The organism is Candidatus Sulfotelmatobacter sp. (assembly GCA_036500765.1).
Classification (GTDB): Bacteria; Acidobacteriota; Terriglobia; order Terriglobales; family Acidobacteriaceae; genus Sulfotelmatobacter.
Genome location: DASYBM010000009.1, coordinates 229,995 through 248,949, shown reverse-complemented (window position 1 = coordinate 248,949; position 18,955 = coordinate 229,995). Strand labels below are relative to the sequence as shown.

Below are 18,955 nucleotides of genomic sequence, written 5' to 3'. Positions count from 1 at the left end.
CCCACCTTCAGCTGACCCTCGAAGCGCAGCTCGACTGGTTTGTGGTGGTAGCCGGGCTGTCGCCCGTCTGGACCGCCGAAGGCGGCTGTTTCCACGGGAGCAAGAACTGGCCACTGACAATTGGCCACTGTTTTATGGACTGGAATTCACGACGCCTCACCGCCATTCTTGAGAACGCGCTGGTCGAAGACCGGGCCACGCGCGATGCGACCAGCTATGCCTGCATCGATCCCAATCAGCGTGCGTCTGCGACCATTATTTCCAAGCAGGACTGCATCCTGGCCGGGATTGGCTGCGTGGCGCGCATTCTCGACGTCTATGCCGCACTCGACGGCGCCGTTACGGCCCATTACGAAGTCACAACGCATCCTGAAATTTTCGACGGCGTGCGCCTGCACAAGGGACAGTCGGTCGCGGTCATTCGGCATAATGCGCGGGTGATTCTTTCCTGCGAGCGCGTCATCCTCAATTTTCTGCAGCGCATGAGCGGCATCGCCACTCTGACTCGCAAGTTCGTGGAAGCCGTGTCGGGCACTAAGGCTCGCATTCTCGATACGCGCAAGACTGCTCCCGGACTGCGCGTGATCGACAAGAATGCTGTGCGCTGCGGCGGTGGGCAGAATCATCGCCTCGACCTCTCCGATGGCGTGCTTATCAAGAACAATCACATCGCGCTCGCGGGCGGCATCGTTCCGGCTCTCGATCACGCGGTGCGCAATCGCCGGGGCTCGCAGATCATCGAAGTCGAAGTGCGTACACTGGAAGAACTAGAACTCGCTGTCGCGCATGGCGCGGAAGCAATCCTGCTCGACAATATGTCGGTGGACGACGTGCGCCGCGCGGTTGAACGTTGCGGCCAAACCGAAGCCCTCAAGGAGGGAAGGCGCATTCCAGTCGAGTGTTCAGGAGGAATTCGCCTGGAGAATGTTCGGGCGTACGCTGAGACCGGCGTCGATTTCATCTCTGTGGGCCTGCTGACGCACTCGCCTCAGGCCGTAGATATGAGCATGCGCGTCGTGCCCGCCTGAAAGGATGTTAGTCTTCGTTCTTTGGAACCGGTTTCCCGTCCCGAATCACCAGATCTCAGCGATGATAGACCGCCTTGCCTTTTAACTTCTTAGCGGGATTCTTAACCCCGAAGGTGTGAGTCCTGCCGCCACGACCTTCCCCAGCGGTGCTCTTTTCGTGCTTGGGCATCCCATAGCTACATTGACAGAGACGGGTCAATAACGCGGCGTTTGTCGTTTCATATTTGTTGTTTCATGGGGATTCGCGCATAATCTCCGCATCGGCAAGACCAGTACAATTCGCAACCGGCGTTCGGGCGCAAAGACGCTCGCGACGCACCATCCGCAGGCGACCGATTTGCGGCTCGGTCGCATCGTGCGCCTGCTGATGGAGCATGCTACCGTTGTCGTCAGCGGGACTAAGATCGCTCAGGAAATTTCTTGCACCCGTTCTGAAGTCTGGCGCTTGGTGCAGCAACTGCGGGGACTTGGCGTCGATGTGGCAGGCCATCCTGCCAATGGGTATCAGCTGCGCTCGGTTCCGGATTTGCTCTTACCGGAAATTCTGCGGCCGCTCTTGCGCGGCACAATCTTTGGCCAACATCTTCATCATTTCTATAAGATCGGATCCACCAACACCGCTGCCATGGCGGCCGCAGCCGAAGGGGCTCCGGAGGGCAGCGTGTTTCTTGCTGAGGAGCAAACCGCAGGCCGCGGCCGCGGCGCGAATTCATGGCAATCGCCGCGGTCGAGTGGTATTTATTGTTCGGTGGTTTTGCGTCCCGCGCTACCCCCGGCGGAGGTACTCGTTTTTTCTCTCGCTGCCGGACTCGCGGTGCGCGCCGCCCTGGCGCAGATGGACTCACGGGTGGCCGTCGACTTGAAGTGGCCCAACGACGTTCTGATCGCGGGCAAGAAAGTTTGCGGTATCCTCACCGAGATGAATGCCGAAGCGACCCGCGTTCGCTATATTGTGGCCGGCATCGGTATCAATGTGAATCAGGCGAACTTCCCGAAAGATTTGCCCGCAACATCTTTGCGCCTGGTGACCGGAAGCGAATGGTCGCGCGTCGAGGTATTGGCTGCTTTGTTAAAATCACTTGATCGCGAATATCGGCGTTTGATCGAAGATTCTGATGCTCGCGAATCGATTCTCGGGCGTTTCGCCGAGAATTCTTCGTGGGTACGAGGCAAGGCCATTCGCATCGAAGAAAATGGCTCGTCCTTTGAAGGAACGACCGAGGGGCTGGATTCGCGCGGATTCTTGCAGGTACGAACAGTGCACGGGCTGCGCACCGTTTTAAGCGGAACCGTGCGGGAACGGTAAGATTTGAATTTTGGTCTGGAGCTAGAAGCCAAGAGCTAGAAGCCAACAGCCAAGAGCCAAGAGCCACGAGCCACGAGCCAAGAACATGCTCCTCGTCATTGACGTCGGCAACACCAACACGGTCCTCGGCGTTTTCGCCGCAGCGGAAACTCCGTCCGGCGCTGTGCGCGAAACTTCGAGCTACGAGCGCCTGGTTGCCAACTGGCGCGTAGCTACGTCCCGCACCAGCACGGTCGATGAATATGGAGTGCTGTTTCGCAACCTGTTTTCCATGGCGGGCCTTGAGGCGAAAGGCATACAGGGGATTGTGATCTCGTCGGTCGTGCCGCCACTCGATTCCGTGTTGCGCCAGGTCTGCGAACGCTATTTCAATCTGCGTCCGCTATTCATCGAGCCCGGCGTCAAAACCGGTATGCCAGTGCATTACGACAATCCGGCGGAGGTCGGCGCCGACCGCATCGTGAACGCCGTGGCTGCGTTCGAAAAATATGGCGGCCCGTGCGTGATCGTCGATTTCGGCACGGCCACAACGTTTGACTGCGTATCGGCCAAGGGTGAATATCTCGGTGGCGTAATCTGCCCCGGCATCGGCATCTCCGCCGACGCTCTCTTTGAACGCACCGCGCGTTTGCCGCGCGTGGAGATTCGCAAGCCCGCCCGCGTCATTGGCTCGAATACAGTCGGCAGCCTGCAATCCGGACTTTACTACGGATATCTCGGTCTGGTCGACGGCATCATCGAACTGCTGCTCGTGGAGCTAGGTCAGGAAACGCGCGTGCTTGCCACCGGCGGCCTGGGTCCAATGATAGGCACCGGCTCGAAGTACATTAAAATCGTCGACGACTCGCTCACTCTTGAGGGCCTGCGCATCATCTGGGAGCGGAACAGTTCGTCGCGCAAAGATGTCGCTTCGCCGAAGCCTCCGCCACAGGCGGATGCGAAGCCGTTATCTAAATCAGTGCAGCCGAAGTCCGAGAACGGCGGAGCACCAACCGCCGCGCCTTCGCGTTCCGCTCGCTGACCCTGCCGTGGAAAAAGTAAATTACTTCAACTACTTTACCGAGATCGAAGACCGCTACCTGCACCGCCGCGGCGGCGGCCTTCTTCTTTCCACTCTCGATTGGGCGCTGATTGAAACCTGGAAAGAGGCCGGCGTTCCGCTGGAGGCCGTGCTGCGCGGCATCGACGACGCCTTCGACCGGTACGATCAGCGACCGTCGAAAACTAAGAAGGTGAACAGCCTGGCCTACTGCTCGCAGCTTGTGCTGGCCGCGGCCGAAGATATGAAAGAAGCCGCAGTCGGGGCGGCAGTCGGGGCGGCCGACGGGAACGAGACGCCAACGAAGTCCCGCTCCAGCCAAGGCTTTGAGCCGGACGTCATCGCGCCTTTCCTGCGGCGCAATGCCGACCTGTTGGAGACCGCGAAGTTGCCCGAAGGAACTGGGATCTCGGCGCGATCGGTGGCCCGCGATAGCGCGAAGACTCTTCGCCAACTAGCGGAAGAAATAGAGAACAAGCCCGCCGGCCGGTTGGAGGATCTGGAGCGTCGCCTAACCGTGCTCGAAGAAAAACTCTTTGCCGTGCTGTTGGCGTCTACCTCAGACCAGGAAATCGTCACGGTCCGCGCCGAAGCTGACCGCGATCTCGCTCCCTATCGCAGCAAGATGTCTGGGTCTCAGATTGATCAATTGCAGAAGCAGTACGTCCAGAAGCGTTTGCTGGAAAAGCATAAGTTGCCGCGCCTGAGTCTCTTTTATATGTAATTGCGTTTCGCCTGGCCTCCAACGTGACGACCCATCATTTCGATGCATTGATAGTTGGAGGCGGCGCCGCCGGCCTGATGTGTGCTATGGAAGCGGGCAAGCGTGGACGCCGCGTCGCCGTCCTCGAACATGCCGACCGCTTAGGCAAGAAAATCCTGATCTCCGGCGGCGGCCGCTGCAATTTCACCAACCTGCACTGCCGGCCCGAGAATTTTATCTCGGCCAATCCGCACTTCGCCAAGTCGGCGCTGGCTCGTTACACCCCGGCCGATTTCATCGCACTTGTCGAAAAGCACCACATTCCTTATCACGAAAAAACGCTCGGACAATTATTCTGCGACCGCGCCGCCCGCGACATTCTGGGAATGCTGGAGACCGAATGCTCTTCTGCTGGCGTAGCAATTTTCTTGAACACAAAAATAAACGAGATCAGCCACGCCGCTGATTTTGTGGCGCGCACGGCCCGCGAAGAATTTCACGCGCCGGCGCTCGTCGTCGCAACTGGAGGGCTTTCCATTCCGAAGATCGGCGCCACTTCGTTCGGCTACGAGTTGGCGCGCCAGTTCGGCCTCAAGCTTCGCGAGCCGCGTCCAGGCTTGGTGCCGCTGCTTCTGGACGATGAAGACCGCACCCGCTACTGCGACCTGGCTGGGGTCTCGGCCGATGTCATCGCCGGTTGCGACGGCCGGCAATTCCGCGAGAAAATGCTGATCACCCATCACGGCCTGAGCGGGCCGGCGATCCTCCAGATTTCCTCTTACTGGAAAAAGCCCCAGAACATCCAGATTGACCTGGCTCCGCAGCGCGTGATAACGAGCATCTTCCACGATCCAAGAATGCCGCGCACAATCGCGACGCTTCGAGCGGAATTTCGTAAGAGTCTTCCCGCTCGCCTTGCAGACCGCTGGCTTGACGAAAACGCGCCCACTTCATGGACGAACGCAGCGTTGGCCGACCTCGAGCGCCATGCGCATGCGTGGACTATTTTACCGGCAGGCACCGAGGGATACGAGAAGGCCGAAGTGACCTGCGGCGGGGTCGATACCGACGAACTATCCGCCAAAACAATGGAGAGCCGCAAAATACGCGGCTTGTTCTTCATCGGCGAAGGCGTTGACGTCACCGGCCACCTGGGCGGCTTTAACTTTCAGTGGGCCTGGGCCTCAGGCGCGGCGGCAGGCCGGGCGTTGTAAACTACGTGACATCGGAGGAAACATGAGCAGGGCGAGAAGGATATTAGGAGCTGTGGGTTGCCTCGTGATTGGAACATTTCTTGTGACCGTTGCCATTGCCCAGACCTCAAGTATCCTTGCGCTGTCCAAGGACGAACACACGGTCGCGATCGTAGACCCCGCGACGTTGCAGGTATTGGCGAAACTCCCTTCCGGCCCCGATCCGCACGAGATCATCGCATCCGACGACGGCCGCCTCGCCTTCATCTCCAACTATGGTGGCTTGGATAGCAATCTCAACACCATTTCTGTCGTCGATCTGGTGGCCCGCAAGGCGCTGCCGCCGATCGACCTTGGCGCGCTGCATTCTACGCACGGTTTAGCGTTCGCGAGCGGAAAACTTTATTTCACGGCGGAAACCAACAAAATCATCGGCCGTTACGATCCCGCTACTCAGCGCGTCGATTGGATTCTCGGCACCGGTCAGGATCGCACACACATGATTATGGTCTCGAAGGGTCTCGACCAGATCGTCACCTCCAACGTCAACTCTGCCACCCTCAGCATTATCAATCAAGTCTCTCCGCCGACCGGAGGATTCGGTCCGCCCCCAGGGAATCCGACCTCGGGTGCGCAGCCGCAACAACCGCCGCCGGGCATGCCTCCGCAAGGAGAACCGCGGTTAACGTGGGAAGTCACAAATGTTCCTGCCGGCCGCGGAGTGGAAGGCTTCGACATCTCTCCCGACGGAAAACAGATCTGGGCCGCCAATGCCCGCGACGGCTCCGTCACCATCATTGATGTTGCGGCGAAGAAAGCAGTGGAAACATTTCCGATCCCAGTGAAGGGCGCGAATCGCCTGAAGTTCACACTCGACGGCAAGCAGGTCCTGATCTCCGCGCTGGGCGCACGCGCCGCCGGTGACACGAGCCTGCTGGTGCTCGACGCCACGACTCACAAAGAGGTCAAGCAATTGAAACTTGGAGGCGGCGCAGCCGGAATCCTGATGGCGCCCGACGGTTCCCGTGCGTTCGTCGCCGTCAGCACCGCCGACAAAATCGCAGTCGTAGATTTGAAAACGCTGGAAGTCACCGGCCAAATTCTACCCGGCAAGCAGCCCGACGGATTGGCGTGGGCGGTCCGCAAGTAGACATCCTGAGTAGATTCCTTTGCGTTCTTCGCGGCATTTCTTAGCGTCCTTTGCGGTTGAGAGGTCGACTCTGCCGGTAGCCAAAGCAAGAAAATCGGATCGCAAAGCACGCCAAGAAAATGCCGCAAAGGTCGGAAAGATTACAGTTGAGCCGCATTCCGACGACGCCTGCATACCGTAGAATCAACTCTTGTTCCTCACCATCGAAAAGCTGATCTACGGCGGCGACGGCCTCGCTCGTCTGCCGGCTGATGCCCACGGGCGCGGCAAAGCTGTCTTTGTTCCTTTCGTCCTGCCGGGAGAAAAGATCGAAGCGTCACTTACGGAGCAGAAAGCAGGTTTCGCGCGCGCCCAAGCTGACAAGATACTCCAGTCGTCCCCGCACCGGATCCAGCCTGCCTGCCCATATTTCTCTCGCTGTGGCGGATGCCATTACCAAAATGCCGCCTACCAGCAGCAACTCGAGATCAAAAAAGAAATCCTGCGCGAGAGCCTGAGGCGCACGGCCAAGCTGGAGTTGCCGTTCGACATTGCAATACATCCTTCGCCGCCGTGGAATTATCGCAATCGCTCGCGCCTGCAAGTGCAGGTCCGGCCAGCATTCGCCGCTGGATATTTCAAATTCGCATCGCACGAACTTCTGCCGGTCGAAGAGTGCCCTATCAGTTCGCCGCTGATCAATCGCGGCATTGCATCTCTCTGGCAGAGCGGACGCGCGGGAAAGGTTCCAGAGGGCGTGCGCGAAATCGAGTTCTTTGCCAACGGTGATGACACTCAACTCCTGGCTACCGTCGGCTGCGCACGGGAAGCGCGCCGCGCAGCCGTTCGCGACTGGGCCGAGGAGTGGCGCGGCGTTATGCCCGAAATCGCCGGAGTCGTGGCCTTGCGCGAACCCAATCCCGGCGACCGCAAGGCGGGCGCTCCAGAGATTCTGGTAGCCGCCGGTGCCACGCATCTCACCTATCAAACTACGAAGGCAGCCTACCGCGTCAGCGCCGGATCATTTTTCCAGACCAACCGCTCTCTGACCGACGAACTGGTCAAGATCGTTACCGGGGGACAATCCGGCCAGCTCGCCCTCGACCTCTACGCCGGCGTCGGATTGTTTTCCACAGCCCTGGGCTGTGACTTTTATCACGTCGTTTCTGTTGAGTCGTCACAGACATCCACAGCCGATCTTGCCTACAATCAGGCCTCAAACGGTGAAAACGTCCAGGCCACCGCGGAACAATACCTCGCCCGCGCGGAGAATCGAGGGCACGTCGGCAAGGGCCAGGGAACCCCGAATAAGCCCGACCTGGTGGTAGTGGATCCGCCCCGGAGTGGTCTGGGAGAACGCGTGGCGCGACTGCTCGTGACCTCAGGCGCGCCACGCATTTGTTACGTTTCGTGCGACCCGGCAACGCTGGCACGCGATCTCGTTCCCCTGCTCGCCGCAGGTTACCGTGCCCAGCAAGTGCATCTGGTGGATCTGTTTCCGCAGACTTACCACCTGGAAAGTGTTGTGCATCTGGTTCGCTGAAACTGGTTTCTGGAGGCTTCGCGTGAGCGAAGAGCACAGCGTACCCGTGTCACTAGTTGATATCGCCTTAGCGCCTGAGGAATTTCCTCGCTGCGTTTCCAATATGAATTCTGAATCGGGCTTTCGGATGGACCACCCAGCCGTATGATGCCGGCCGCCCCAGCGCCGCCTCCAGCATTCCGCTTCAAGGCCGCGCGCGAACCTATGCTCTGGGCCGCGGTCGCCTATTCCGCCGGAATCATCGCCGGAATCTACCACTGGCGTCCCGCGCTCTGGTGGATTGTGGCTGGCTCATCCTTCATCGCCGCCGCAGCATACTTCGCTCGCCGCCGTTCCGCGCTGGGGTGGGGGTTGGCGCTCGGAGCGTTTTTTCTCACGGGCGCACTTTATATTCAAGTCCGCGGAGCTTCTCCACGTCTCGACACCAACATCGATCGCTATGCCGACCGCCAGAAGCTCGAAATTACCGCCCACGTTACGCGCGACGGCCGCTTGCAGCGAGGTGGTCTCAATGAACTCAAACAGACCGTAGAGGTCGAAACGGAATCGGTTCGGAACACGAAGGGTCAAAGCGAGGCGATTCATTCGGGCATTCATTTGAGCATTTACAGCCCTCGCCTAAACGACGTTGCTGCCGACGATGATGCCGAGACCGGCCCTGCCGTCATGCCCATCCTCCACTATGGCGACCGCATTCGCTTTTCCACAGAGCTCAAACTTCCGCACAACTTTCGCAATCCGGGAGCCTTCGACTATCAGCACTATCTCGCCGATCGTGGCATTGCTGCACTAAGCTCGGCCAAAATGGAAAACGTCGAGCGGCTTCCCGGCTTTGCCGGAAGCCGTGTTGCCGCCTGGCGCAGCCGACTTCACCGTGGCGTCGTCGATAAAGTGCAGGAACTTTGGGCCCCGCGCGAGGCGGCCCTGATTGATGCGATGGTCATTGGCGAGGAGGCCTTTATCGACCGCGACACCCGGGTCGACTTCCAGCGCTCCGGCACCTACCACGTCCTGGTCGTTTCTGGAATGAACGTCAGCATCCTCGCCTTTGTGGTTTTCTGGACGCTGCGCCAACTGCGCGTAGCGGAGATTCCAGCCACGCTATTGACGATATTGTTCTGCGTCGCTTATGCCTTTGTTACGGAAGTCGGCGCCCCGGTCTGGCGTGCCACGCTGATGTGCGCCATCTACCTCGGCACCCGCCTGCTCTACCGCGATCGGGCCATGGTCAACGCCCTCGGCGCAGCGGCTTTGGGTCTGTTGATCTTCGATCCGCGTCAGCTCTTCACTGCCAGTTTTCAGATGACTTTTCTCTGCGTGCTGATTGTGGCGGCTATTGCGATTCCGATTCTCCAGCGTACTTCGCAACTGCAGAAGCAGGCGCTGGCCAATTGGGATTCCGACGACTACCCTGCGCTTCTACCTCCGCGGGTGGCCCAATTCCGCGTGGACTTGCAGTTCATCGCCGCGCGTGGTGCGCTCTTCGTCGGAGAGAAGTGGTCGCGCCGCTTAGTTTGCGGCACGACTGCGTTCTTCCTGGCCGCGTGGGAGTTGCTCTTCGTTTCCGCGGTTATGCAAATGGGACTAGCGTTGCCCATGGCCTACTACTTCCATCGCGCCACCACCATCGGATTGCCCTCTAACCTCGTCGTCGTGCCCCTTACCCAACTGATGATGCCGGCCGCCGCCGCCGCGATCGCTCTGGGTTTCATCTCACTTTGGCTGGCCAAAGTGCCGGTATTTCTGACCACGATTGCGCTGCATGGTATCACCGGCACGGTCCATGGACTCGGCTCGCTGCGCGCGGGGGACCTCCGCGTTCCAATGCCGTCGATCGTGGTCGTAGCGATCGCGGTTGGCGCGCTCGTGCTGGCCATCTGGGCCGCACGTCGTCGTGCTTTTTTCGCCGCCCTCGGACTGGCCGCCATTCTCGCGGCCTCGCTGGTTCTGGCATTCACCCCAGCTATGCCCCGCGTGCGACCGGGCGTCCTGGAAGTCACCTCCATCGACGTCGGCGAGGGCGATTCCATCCTGCTGGTCACGCCGCAAGGCCGCACTCTGCTCATCGATGCCGGAGGTCCCATCGGTCCCGGCGGCTCGCAACTCGATTTCGGCGAAGACGTCGTCTCTCCCTATCTCTGGAGCCGCGGCATGTCGCGCCTCGACGCCGTTGCCATTACTCACGGGCATTCCGACCACATCGGCGGCATGATTGCCGTTCTGAAAAACTTTAAGCCAAGAGAATTGTGGATCGGACTATTGCCACCGAGTCGTGCGCTCGCAAGCGTGGTCTCAACTGCCGAAGCCCTCGGCATCAAAGTTGTGCGCCATTGGGAGGGGGATGAGTTCGAACTCGGCGGAGCAAAAGTGTCGGTGTTGTTCCCGCCGTCCGACTGGCCTGTCGGCCCCAAGCCTGTAAACAATGATTCCCTGGTGCTGCGCGTCGGTTATGGCGATTCGTCGGTTTTGTTGGAGGGGGACGCCGAGAAGCAAGTGGAGCGCCGCATCGCCGCGCTTCACCATCCCCGAGCGAATCTATTGAAGGTTGGCCACCATGGCAGTTCAAACGCGAGCACGCCGGAGCTGCTATCTTCGGTCCGGCCCCAATTCGCCATCATTTCTGTCGGATCAGGAAATTCCTTCGGCCTGCCTCGTCTGGAAGCTCTCACCCACTTGTCGGACGCGGGGGCCCGTGTCTACCGGACCGATCTCGACGGGGCCGTCACCTTCTACCTTGACGGCCACTCCGTTACGCCTTCTGTGGCGGTTCTTCAGGCCATCGGTTTTTACTAAGGGAGGAGTTAATCGTGGCAGCTTGTGTTAAACTTCTGCCGATTCTGGGAGTGGGCATGGCGACTCGCCGAGACTTTCTTGAAAAATGGACGCAGTTGGCTGCTGGCGCGGTCGCCGCCGGGGCCGTTACCGCTTCCACCAGCGAAGGGCAGACTCAGCAACTTCAGACGCCTAAGAAGAAATTGCACATTTTGATGAGAAGTTCTTGGGGAACCGACGAGCCGACCCGAGCGTCCTTCGTCTTTTCCCACGGGCTAGCATTGGCAGACGCCGGGCATGACGTGCAGATATTTCTCACTCACGAAGCTACGTACCTCATGCGCAAGGCGACGATTGATGCGGTCAAACCTATTGGATGGCCTCCCCTGAACGAGACCATGACGAAGGTTGTAGCTAAACGCATCCCGGTATTTTCTTGAGGGGCCTGCTCCCGGGCCCGTGGGGTCACGGATGCTGACTTGAGCAATTGGAACGCTCAATGGGGCACGGTTCCAATCTACGTTTCCCTGGTGGAATGGGCCGACCACGTCATCAGTGAATGAAGCCGCGGATGCGGGGGGAACCGCCCCTAACTTTGATCCGTCATCTCATCATCATCCTCAATAATCGCAATCTCAGCGGTCTCGTCATCGTCTGCGGGCGATCGCAGTTGCTCCGCCACCAGACTGCGCGCCGTTTCCGCATCCTCTTCGCGCACCAGTATGATCATCCCGCCCAGCCCCGGAAAGGCGTCCTGCACCAGCGACGCCGAAGTCAGATCGCTGTCGATCCCCGCCGAATCGAGCAATCCCTTGACCACCAGCGCCTCAGACTCCTGCTCGGATTCGAACACCTTCACCAGTCTCTCGTTCGGATTAGGGCCCGGATTAGGGCGCGGCTGCCCGCCGCCGGCTAACTTGACAGGTTCTCCCATGATTCCTCGCTTCCGGAATCGGCCAATTCCCAAGTCCGATCCCCACCCTGCTAGCCGATTCTACTCTTCTTCCAACTCATAGGGGCGGCACCGAAACGGCACTTTAGAGTTATTGCTTTCTTTTATGACTGCGGCAGAATGGCTACAACGACCAAGGGAGGTCGCGTCATCCAAGTCTGTGGAACAAAGGGGACTTCATGAACATTCACGGTCAGGCTTCGAATGAACCAATTTTTCCTGTAAGCGAAGGATCGAGCCGCGAGCGCGAAGAGGAAGCCCGAAAAATACGCCGCCTGCAAGTGATGATTAACATGGTGATGTCCGTTATCGGCCAGGACTCCAGCCTCACCATCGAGGAAGCTTCCGAACTTGCAGCCGCAGCTAAACGCGCAGCTCTCGCCATGTTTCCCGACAAAGAACTCGCTTTCGATCTGCTGTATAAGCCTCGATTGCAGCGGATTATGCGGGAGCGGTTCCGCCTCCAATAGAACCCATCTCCTGAGCAGCGAAAACCTTTTTCAAGTCCTGGAAGCCCTTAGAGGAATGCGCCGGAGCCGTATCGCCTGGCTCCGGCGCACTGTCGATGAGCGGCGCGCGGTTGGAAGTTTGCGACTACGCCGTCATACTAAGCGGTCATGGCCTAAGCGGTCATGGCGCGGCGCTGTGGACGAGTTTCGCGAATGGACGACACACCCCTACGAACATTCAGCCACCCATTCTCTTGACACAGGCGAAAAAGATCGTAGGAATAAGGAATTTCGCCAGTGATGATCTCTTCTTTGCCCTGATCATCGACGACCGAAAACGCAACTTGCACGGGTTCGTCAGGCGAGTTCTGCTTGGTAAAGTGAACGAGTTTGACGTTGAGAGTTTCTTGCTCTTGCGGTTGAATTGGCATTGTTTCTCTCAGATCCCTGGTTGGGATTCGCCTTCAATTCTAGGAGAGTATCGGGGTCCGTCAATCTTTTCGTAAAAAGAAATCTGTGAATTCCGAAAGACTCTGGAGATTTTTTCCTAGGGGATTGCCCCATTGCAGGGTCAGGCGGGAGACATAGGTTGACAAAATCACGAAGCAGCCTGGAGTTGCAGAAACCTGCTGAAGCGATCGATCTTCATCCGCGTCGAAGTGGCGCAGGGCAAAAGGCTTCTGCTCCGTTCTCTTTTTTTAATGTTTTGTTCATTACTGCTTTTATTTTCATTACTGCTTTTAGATGAGCAACTCTTTTTTCAGCAGCGATTCATCAGCGCTTTTTCATTCGTCCACAATTGAATTTCTCAACGTCCCTGCACCCTCCACGCTAACTTCTACCACATCTCCCGCGACGAGTGGCCCCACCCCAGCGGGCGTCCCGGTGGGAATGAGATCTCCTGGAAACAAAGTCATCGCCTGCGCAATATGCCGGATCACCACGTCAAGTTCGAAGATGAAATCCCGCGTATTCCCTCGCTGGCGAATCTCGCCGTTAACGCGGGTTTCAACTCCAATGCCTTCCCAAGGATCAATATCATCCGTCACCACTGGCCCGACCGGACAAAACGTATCGAAGCCCTTGGCCCGGCTCCATTGGCCATCTTTGTTTTGCAGATCGCGAGCTGTCACGTCGTTCACGCATGTGTATCCCAAAATAAACTGCCGGATGTCCGAATCTGCCGCTGGCTGGTAGCAAGTCTTGCCAATGACCACGCCGAGTTCGCCTTCATGATCGACGCGCTGGGAAATCTTCGGCCGGCGCACGATTCCGCCCGGCGGCAGAAGCGCCGACGTGGCTTTCAGAAAAATAAGCGGCTCCTGTGGTACATCGTGACCGAGTTCGGCCGCATGTTCGCGATAGTTGCGGCCGACGCAGACGATCTTTGACGGCCTTACGGGCGGCAGCAGCGACGCTTCCGCCAAAGGAATCGGTTCAATGCGTCGCGTCCGAAGGCTCTCCATGTCCCCGTCGGCTTCTTCCGGAGCGGTGAGCAACACACGCACAATCGCATCCTGCCCGCTGACGGACTCGACCAGTCCATACTGAGCCTGGCCGTTGAATTGAAATCGGCAATATTTCATTGCACTCTATCTAAACATATCTCAGAGACTCGAACGCTAACCAAGCGAAATATTTTCTGAGTTGCTCTCATGGCACTGCTTCACCTGCTTCTTCCGACCGCGCACTCTCGTTTGCCCGGATGTCCACAGCCGAGACCGAATACAAATAACGCTTTCCCGACGCGACCGCCATATCCCGGTACGCCGGCGTTTTCACCGGGGCCGCATTGATCTTGACCGGCGCGTTTCCGTCCTGACGGCCTTCCTCACGACGATAAACGTTGTAGCCGTCAAGATCGGCGTCCGTCACTGGAGCCCACACCAGATCGATGAACGTCTTCTGCCCCGGCCCGGAGGCTACAGCCTGTAGTCCTGAAGGCACTGCCGGCGGAAAAATGTCATGCGTAAAGATTTTAATCTCCGGCGTGTCATCGCCTTCGACTTGCACCTCGGGCCTGTTCTCCTGAGCGATCACCGTCACCGTTTCCGCCCGATACTGGTACGTCTTCTCCCACTCGATACCTGCGTCCGTAAAACTGCGTGCAGTTTGACCTCCAAATGGAATCTCTGTCACAAGAACCGGGGCCTGGTTTTCTTCAGTTCGTCGGTAAATGCGATCGACATAGTGGATGGATTGCAAACTGTTCGCGGGCGCAACGACGCTCGTCCACGTCAACACAACTCCCTGCGGGGTAACTCGCGCCGCGAAGTCCGATGGCGGTGGCAGCGTGCGCGCCAATGAAACCCGCACCTGATTTGAAAGCCCAGCGCCGCGCTCATTCGCGTTGAGCACTTCGACGGCATAAGTCATAGAGCCGAGGTGGTTATCGAGTTGAGTCTGGCCGGCCAGCGAATCGGTGTACGATGTTGTCGCTTTCTTTTTGACGGACGGAGTAGTGCTGGTTGCGGTCTGCGCCGGCGCCTCACCCACCGGTGTTCCGCACTGACTCAGCTTCGGCTCCAGTCCACGGCATATCGTGGTTGGTCCTCTGCTTCGCACGGTCTGTCGGTCAGTGGTAACAGTTGGAATTGTCCATGTGAGCGTGACCCGGTCGCCCTTGCGTGTCGCCCGCAGATCCGAGGGCGGCCTCGGCAAATCCAGTGACGGAGGCTGCGGCGGCCCAATAGTCGCACACGCCGTGAACATGAGCGTGGCAGTCAGCGCCAATGTTCTTCTGATGAAAAGAGTCATGCGGGACGCAATCAGACTACCAGAATGAACCATCCACTCTGTGATTCTGCATCTGTTATCCCTGCACTTGCCATTCTGAGCGAAAGCGCGACGCGAATGAGCACGCGCAGTCGAAGAATCCCTATCCGTTCATTACCGCGTCGACCTCGTATTAATTCTCTTCATAGATCCGGGGGGCCTTATTCCACCAACTCCCGTACCGCTTCGCGAAATACCTTCGTGTGCCGGTCTACATCGTCGCTTTCCGTCTGCGGCGACATCAACGCCATGTTGTGAAACGGCGTCAGCAAGATTCCTCGATTCATCGCGTAGAGATGCATGAATCGCTCCAGTTCAAAATCCATGGTGTCATGGGCCTGCGAACCATTCTTCGGCTCTTCGGCGCTGAAAAGATATTCCGCGCGGCACCCGAGGCCGGTCACATGCCAGGGAAGTTCCGCCGCAGCAATTGCCTTGGCGACGCCAGTAGTCCAGCGTTCGGCCATCGGAATCGTGCGGGCGAAGGCCTCTTTGGTAAGAACCTTGGTCAGCGTAGCGCGCATAGCCGCCAGCGATAATGCGTTTCCTGCCAGCGTGCCTCCGATCCCGCCAACGTCGCAGTTCTCAAGTTCCTGCCTGGCCGTAATCCGCTCGGCCACCTCCTGCGAGAAGCCATAAGCCGCGCCCGGTATACCTCCGCCAATGGCCTTGCCGAACACGAGAATATCCGGATCGAGGTTCTCCGCCCTCGTATATCCGCCCGGTCCCGCACAAATCGTGTGCGTCTCATCGATTATCAGCAGCGTTCCATACTCGCGGCTGAGTTCGCGCAATGCTTTGTGAAATCCGGCTTGCGGATGCACGATGCCGACGTTCGTCATTGCGGGCTCGGCCAGGACACAAGCCACATCGCCGGAAAGGAGGGCAGCCTCGAGCGCGTCCACATCATTGAACTCGACAACCTTCGTCGTGACTGCCGGATTTACCGGCGGACCAACGTTTCCCGGCCGCGGCCCCGCCGCTCCTTTAGCATCGAGCGTAATGAACGTCTCATCCACCGTGCCGTGATAGCACCAGTTGAACACCAGAATCTTCGGACGCCCCGTAATCTGCCGCGCCAGCCGGATCGAAAACCGATTCGCATCCGTCGCCGTCAGCGCGAATTGCCAATACGGCAACTGAAAGCGCTTCTGCAATTCCTCTGCTACAAAAATCGCGTCTTCTCCCGGCAGCATCAGCGTAATGCCGCGGCGCGCCTGATCTTCCACCGCCTTCACGGTTGCGGAGGGAGAATGCCCGGTCATCGCTCCGGTGTCGCCCAAACAAAAGTCGATATAGCGATGTCCGTCCACGTCGAAGAAGTGCGCGCCTTGCGCCTCACGCACGAACGGCGGAAACGCCCCCGCCCACTTCACCATCCAATTCATGGGAACGCCGGCCAGCAGCGACTTCTGCGCCCGTTCAAACAACGCCTTCGACTTAGGGCGCTCATCTACAAACTTCTTCTGCTCGCGGTGCATCAGCGACTGGAGACGGGCCCGATCAATGGTTTTCATAGTCGGATTTGAAAATCAAAAGCGAAACCACAAAGGGACACAGAGTAACACTGAGGAATCCGCTTTTTTCCCTCCGTGCTCTCTGTGTCCCTCTGTGGCTCAGATTTCCTACAGAATGTACCGTGACAAGTCCTGATCTTTCACGATGTCCGTCAGCATCTTGCGGACATACTCGGCGTCAATCGTAACCTGCTCGCCTTTTTTCTCGGGCGCGTTAAAACTCAGCTCGTCCAACACCCGCTCCATGATCGTGTGGAGCCGCCGCGCGCCGATATTTTCCGTGCTCTCGTTCACCCGGAAGGCGAAGTGCGCAATCTCATCCAGCGCCTCTTTGGTGAACTCCAGCTTGACTCCTTCGGTTTCCAGCAGCGCCGTATACTGCTTCACCAGCGATGACTTCGGCTCGGTAAGAATGCGGACGAAGTCTTCCATGGTCAGCGATTGCAACTCGACGCGAATTGGGAATCGTCCCTGGAGTTCCGGGATCAGATCGCTCGGTTTTGAAACGTGAAACGCCCCCGCCGCAACAAACAGAATGTGATCGGTCCGGACCATGCCATAGCGCGTGTTTACAGTCGTGCCCTCGACGATCGGAAGAATATCCCGCTGCACGCCTTCGCGCGAAACGTCCGGCCCGTGACCGCCTTCGCGGCCTGCGATCTTGTCGATCTCGTCCAGAAAGACGATCCCAGAATTCTCCACGCGGTCAATCGCCATCCGCGTGACCTGATCCATATCGATGAGCCGCTGCTCTTCTTCCTGAATCAGATATTCGAACGCCTCGTTGACCTTCATCTTCCGCTTTTTGGTGCGCTGCCCGAAGATGTTCGGCAACATGTCTTTGATGTTGACGTCCATTTCTTCCGCGCCTTGATTGGTCAGAATTTCAAACGACGGAAAATTGCGTTCGCGAACATCGATCTCCACCATGCGGTCGTCGAGTTTTCCTTCGCGCAATTGCTGCCGTAGTTTTTCGCGCGTCCGGTTCGAAGATTCCGCCAGAGATGTGCTTCCATCGATCACGACACCACCAGCAGTCGCCGAAGTCCCGTCGACCCGCGGCGCCGGCGAGGGCGGCAGCAGGATATCCAGCAGCCGCTCTTCCGCGTTCAACTCCGCTTTATCGGCGACGTCCTCAAGCTTTTCTTCGCGCACGTTGTCGATGGCGATTTCCACCAGATCGCGCACCATCGACTCCACGTCGCGCCCGACATAACCGACCTCGGTAAATTTGGAGGCCTCGACTTTCAAGAATGGAGAATTCGCCAGCTTGGCCAACCGCCGCGCAATCTCCGTCTTGCCAACGCCCGTCGGCCCGATCATGATGATATTTTTCGGAATAATCTCTTCCGCCAGTTCGGGAGCGAGTTTCTGGCGGCGCATGCGGTTGCGCAGCGCAATCGCCACCGCGCGCTTGGCATCCTTCTGCCCAATCACGTGTTTGTCGAGTTCAACCACAATCTCGCGCGGAGTGAGTTCATCCAGCGCAAGCTGTTCTTCTTCGGCAGTGGAGGGAAGGTAAATGGCCATAAATCAGTCGTTTGTCGATGGCCGTTCGTCGTCCGCGTTAGGTTTTGGCTAACGACCAACGACGAGCGACCAACGACCTCTACAATTCTTCAATCGTTACTCGGTCATTGGTATAGATGCACATCTTGCCCGCAATCTTCATGGCTTCTTCGGCAATCTGCCGGGCGGGCAGTTCCGTGTGCTCTGCGAGGGCCTGCGCCGCGGCTTGCGCATAAGGGCCGCCGCTGCCGATCGCCGCAACCGCCCCATCCGGCTCGATCACGTCGCCCTGCCCGCTCAGCAGAAACGTCTGCTCTTTGTCACACACCAGCAGCAGCGCTTCCAGATGGCGCAGAAACTTGTCGGTGCGCCAGTCTCGCGCCAGTTCCACCGCAGCGCGCCCCAGGTTTCCGTGATACTGCTCCAGTTTCGCCTCAAAGCGGCTGAACAGAGTAAACGCATCCGCCGTCGACCCGGCAAATCCTGCCACGATCTTGTCGTTATAGAGGCGCCGGATCTTCTTCGCCGAATGCTTGATTACTGACTCGCCGAGCGTGACCTGGCCGTCGCCGGCCAGAACAACCTTCCCATCCCGCCGCACCGACAAAACTGTAGTGGATCGAATCAGTCGCTTCGTAGTCATGAGCGCAATCCCCAATTATAACAGCGACGGGCCTGGCTTAGGCCGCATCGAAGCGCCAAGGTTCGACTTGTTTAATCTTGTTTAGCTCAAAAGGCGGGTGCTGTAGTCGGCCATCGAGAGCACGAGCAGAATGAAGAGAAAGAATATCGTCGATATCACGACCAGCTTAAGCAGCTTTTCGTGTGCGCCCTTCAGGTGCATGAAGAATAGCGCGACCAGTAGCGCCTTCGTGGTGGCAATGATCAGCGCCACTGCGGCGTTGAAATGACCAAGATCCAGCTTCGCGGCTTCATACGTGAGAAACGTGCCCAGCAGCAGGGCTCCCCATACGGAGAAGTAAGTTGGGAGCGGCGATGATTTCGAATGGTTTGACATGCCTACCTCACTTGCGCCCGTC

At 58.3% G+C, this 18,955-nt stretch carries 18 protein-coding genes; 10 read left to right on the top strand and 8 right to left on the bottom strand.

Annotated features, from left to right (window positions below; genetic code table 11):
• The first annotated feature begins 134 nt into the window (after nucleotides 1-134).
• From nadC to VGM18_13240, 9 genes are all read left to right on the top strand, one after another.
• On the top strand, nucleotides 135-1,028 hold the full coding sequence (gene nadC / locus VGM18_13280; GenBank protein ID HEY3973972.1) for a carboxylating nicotinate-nucleotide diphosphorylase: 894 nt from the start codon (nucleotides 135-137) through the stop codon (nucleotides 1,026-1,028).
• Nucleotides 1,029-1,365: 337 nt separating this feature from the next.
• Complete coding sequence (locus VGM18_13275) at nucleotides 1,366-2,334, top strand: biotin--[acetyl-CoA-carboxylase] ligase (protein ID HEY3973971.1); 969 nt, start codon at nucleotides 1,366-1,368, stop codon at nucleotides 2,332-2,334.
• Between the two features lie 85 nt (nucleotides 2,335-2,419).
• Nucleotides 2,420-3,355 (top strand): type III pantothenate kinase, encoded by a 936-nt coding sequence (locus VGM18_13270; protein HEY3973970.1) that lies wholly within the window; start codon nucleotides 2,420-2,422, stop codon nucleotides 3,353-3,355.
• Between the two features lie 7 nt (nucleotides 3,356-3,362).
• Nucleotides 3,363-4,097: a hypothetical protein gene (locus tag VGM18_13265; protein HEY3973969.1), complete on the top strand. Its 735-nt coding sequence runs from the start codon at nucleotides 3,363-3,365 to the stop codon at nucleotides 4,095-4,097.
• 23 nt (nucleotides 4,098-4,120) lie between these two features.
• Nucleotides 4,121-5,290 (top strand): NAD(P)/FAD-dependent oxidoreductase, encoded by a 1,170-nt coding sequence (locus VGM18_13260; protein HEY3973968.1) that lies wholly within the window; start codon nucleotides 4,121-4,123, stop codon nucleotides 5,288-5,290.
• A gap of 22 nt (nucleotides 5,291-5,312) precedes the next feature.
• Complete coding sequence (locus VGM18_13255) at nucleotides 5,313-6,419, top strand: YncE family protein (protein ID HEY3973967.1); 1,107 nt, start codon at nucleotides 5,313-5,315, stop codon at nucleotides 6,417-6,419.
• 190 nt (nucleotides 6,420-6,609) lie between these two features.
• Entirely contained in the window at nucleotides 6,610-7,941 is a 1,332-nt protein-coding gene (rlmD, locus tag VGM18_13250; GenBank protein HEY3973966.1) for a 23S rRNA (uracil(1939)-C(5))-methyltransferase RlmD, read from the top strand.
• Nucleotides 7,942-8,085: 144 nt separating this feature from the next.
• Nucleotides 8,086-10,734 carry a ComEC/Rec2 family competence protein gene (locus VGM18_13245; protein HEY3973965.1) on the top strand — a complete coding sequence of 883 codons (2,649 nt, stop codon included), beginning with the start codon at nucleotides 8,086-8,088 and terminating at the stop codon, nucleotides 10,732-10,734.
• A gap of 14 nt (nucleotides 10,735-10,748) precedes the next feature.
• Nucleotides 10,749-11,153 (top strand): DsrE family protein, encoded by a 405-nt coding sequence (locus VGM18_13240; GenBank protein ID HEY3973964.1) that lies wholly within the window; start codon nucleotides 10,749-10,751, stop codon nucleotides 11,151-11,153.
• A gap of 149 nt (nucleotides 11,154-11,302) precedes the next feature.
• On the opposite strand, the gene VGM18_13235 is transcribed toward VGM18_13240, so the two are convergent.
• Entirely contained in the window at nucleotides 11,303-11,647 is a 345-nt protein-coding gene (locus VGM18_13235; GenBank protein HEY3973963.1) for a DUF2007 domain-containing protein, read from the bottom strand.
• Between the two features lie 197 nt (nucleotides 11,648-11,844).
• Between VGM18_13235 and VGM18_13230 the strand changes: the two genes are divergently transcribed.
• Entirely contained in the window at nucleotides 11,845-12,135 is a 291-nt protein-coding gene (locus VGM18_13230; protein ID HEY3973962.1) for a hypothetical protein, read from the top strand.
• Between the two features lie 152 nt (nucleotides 12,136-12,287).
• On the opposite strand, the gene VGM18_13225 is transcribed toward VGM18_13230, so the two are convergent.
• The 7 genes from VGM18_13225 to VGM18_13195 all read right to left on the bottom strand — a co-directional run bounded on the left by VGM18_13225 (nucleotide 12,288) and on the right by VGM18_13195 (nucleotide 18,933).
• Entirely contained in the window at nucleotides 12,288-12,545 is a 258-nt protein-coding gene (locus VGM18_13225; GenBank protein HEY3973961.1) for a hypothetical protein, read from the bottom strand.
• A 354-nt stretch (nucleotides 12,546-12,899) separates the two neighbouring features.
• A complete protein-coding gene (locus tag VGM18_13220) occupies nucleotides 12,900-13,700 on the bottom strand; it encodes a fumarylacetoacetate hydrolase family protein (GenBank protein ID HEY3973960.1) in 801 nt (266 codons plus the stop codon).
• Between the two features lie 67 nt (nucleotides 13,701-13,767).
• A complete protein-coding gene (locus VGM18_13215; protein ID HEY3973959.1) occupies nucleotides 13,768-14,610 on the bottom strand; it encodes a hypothetical protein in 843 nt (280 codons plus the stop codon).
• Nucleotides 14,611-15,050: 440 nt separating this feature from the next.
• Complete coding sequence (locus VGM18_13210) at nucleotides 15,051-16,406, bottom strand: aspartate aminotransferase family protein (protein ID HEY3973958.1); 1,356 nt, start codon at nucleotides 16,404-16,406, stop codon at nucleotides 15,051-15,053.
• A 108-nt stretch (nucleotides 16,407-16,514) separates the two neighbouring features.
• Entirely contained in the window at nucleotides 16,515-17,936 is a 1,422-nt protein-coding gene (hslU, locus tag VGM18_13205; GenBank protein ID HEY3973957.1) for an ATP-dependent protease ATPase subunit HslU, read from the bottom strand.
• 79 nt (nucleotides 17,937-18,015) lie between these two features.
• The gene (gene hslV / locus VGM18_13200) at nucleotides 18,016-18,558 is read right to left on the bottom strand and encodes an ATP-dependent protease subunit HslV (protein ID HEY3973956.1); all 543 of its coding nucleotides are present in this window, start codon (nucleotides 18,556-18,558) and stop codon (nucleotides 18,016-18,018) included.
• Between the two features lie 81 nt (nucleotides 18,559-18,639).
• Nucleotides 18,640-18,933, bottom strand: coding sequence for a cytochrome C oxidase subunit IV family protein (locus VGM18_13195; protein ID HEY3973955.1), 294 nt, complete (start codon nucleotides 18,931-18,933; stop codon nucleotides 18,640-18,642).
• Nucleotides 18,934-18,955 lie beyond the last annotated feature (22 nt).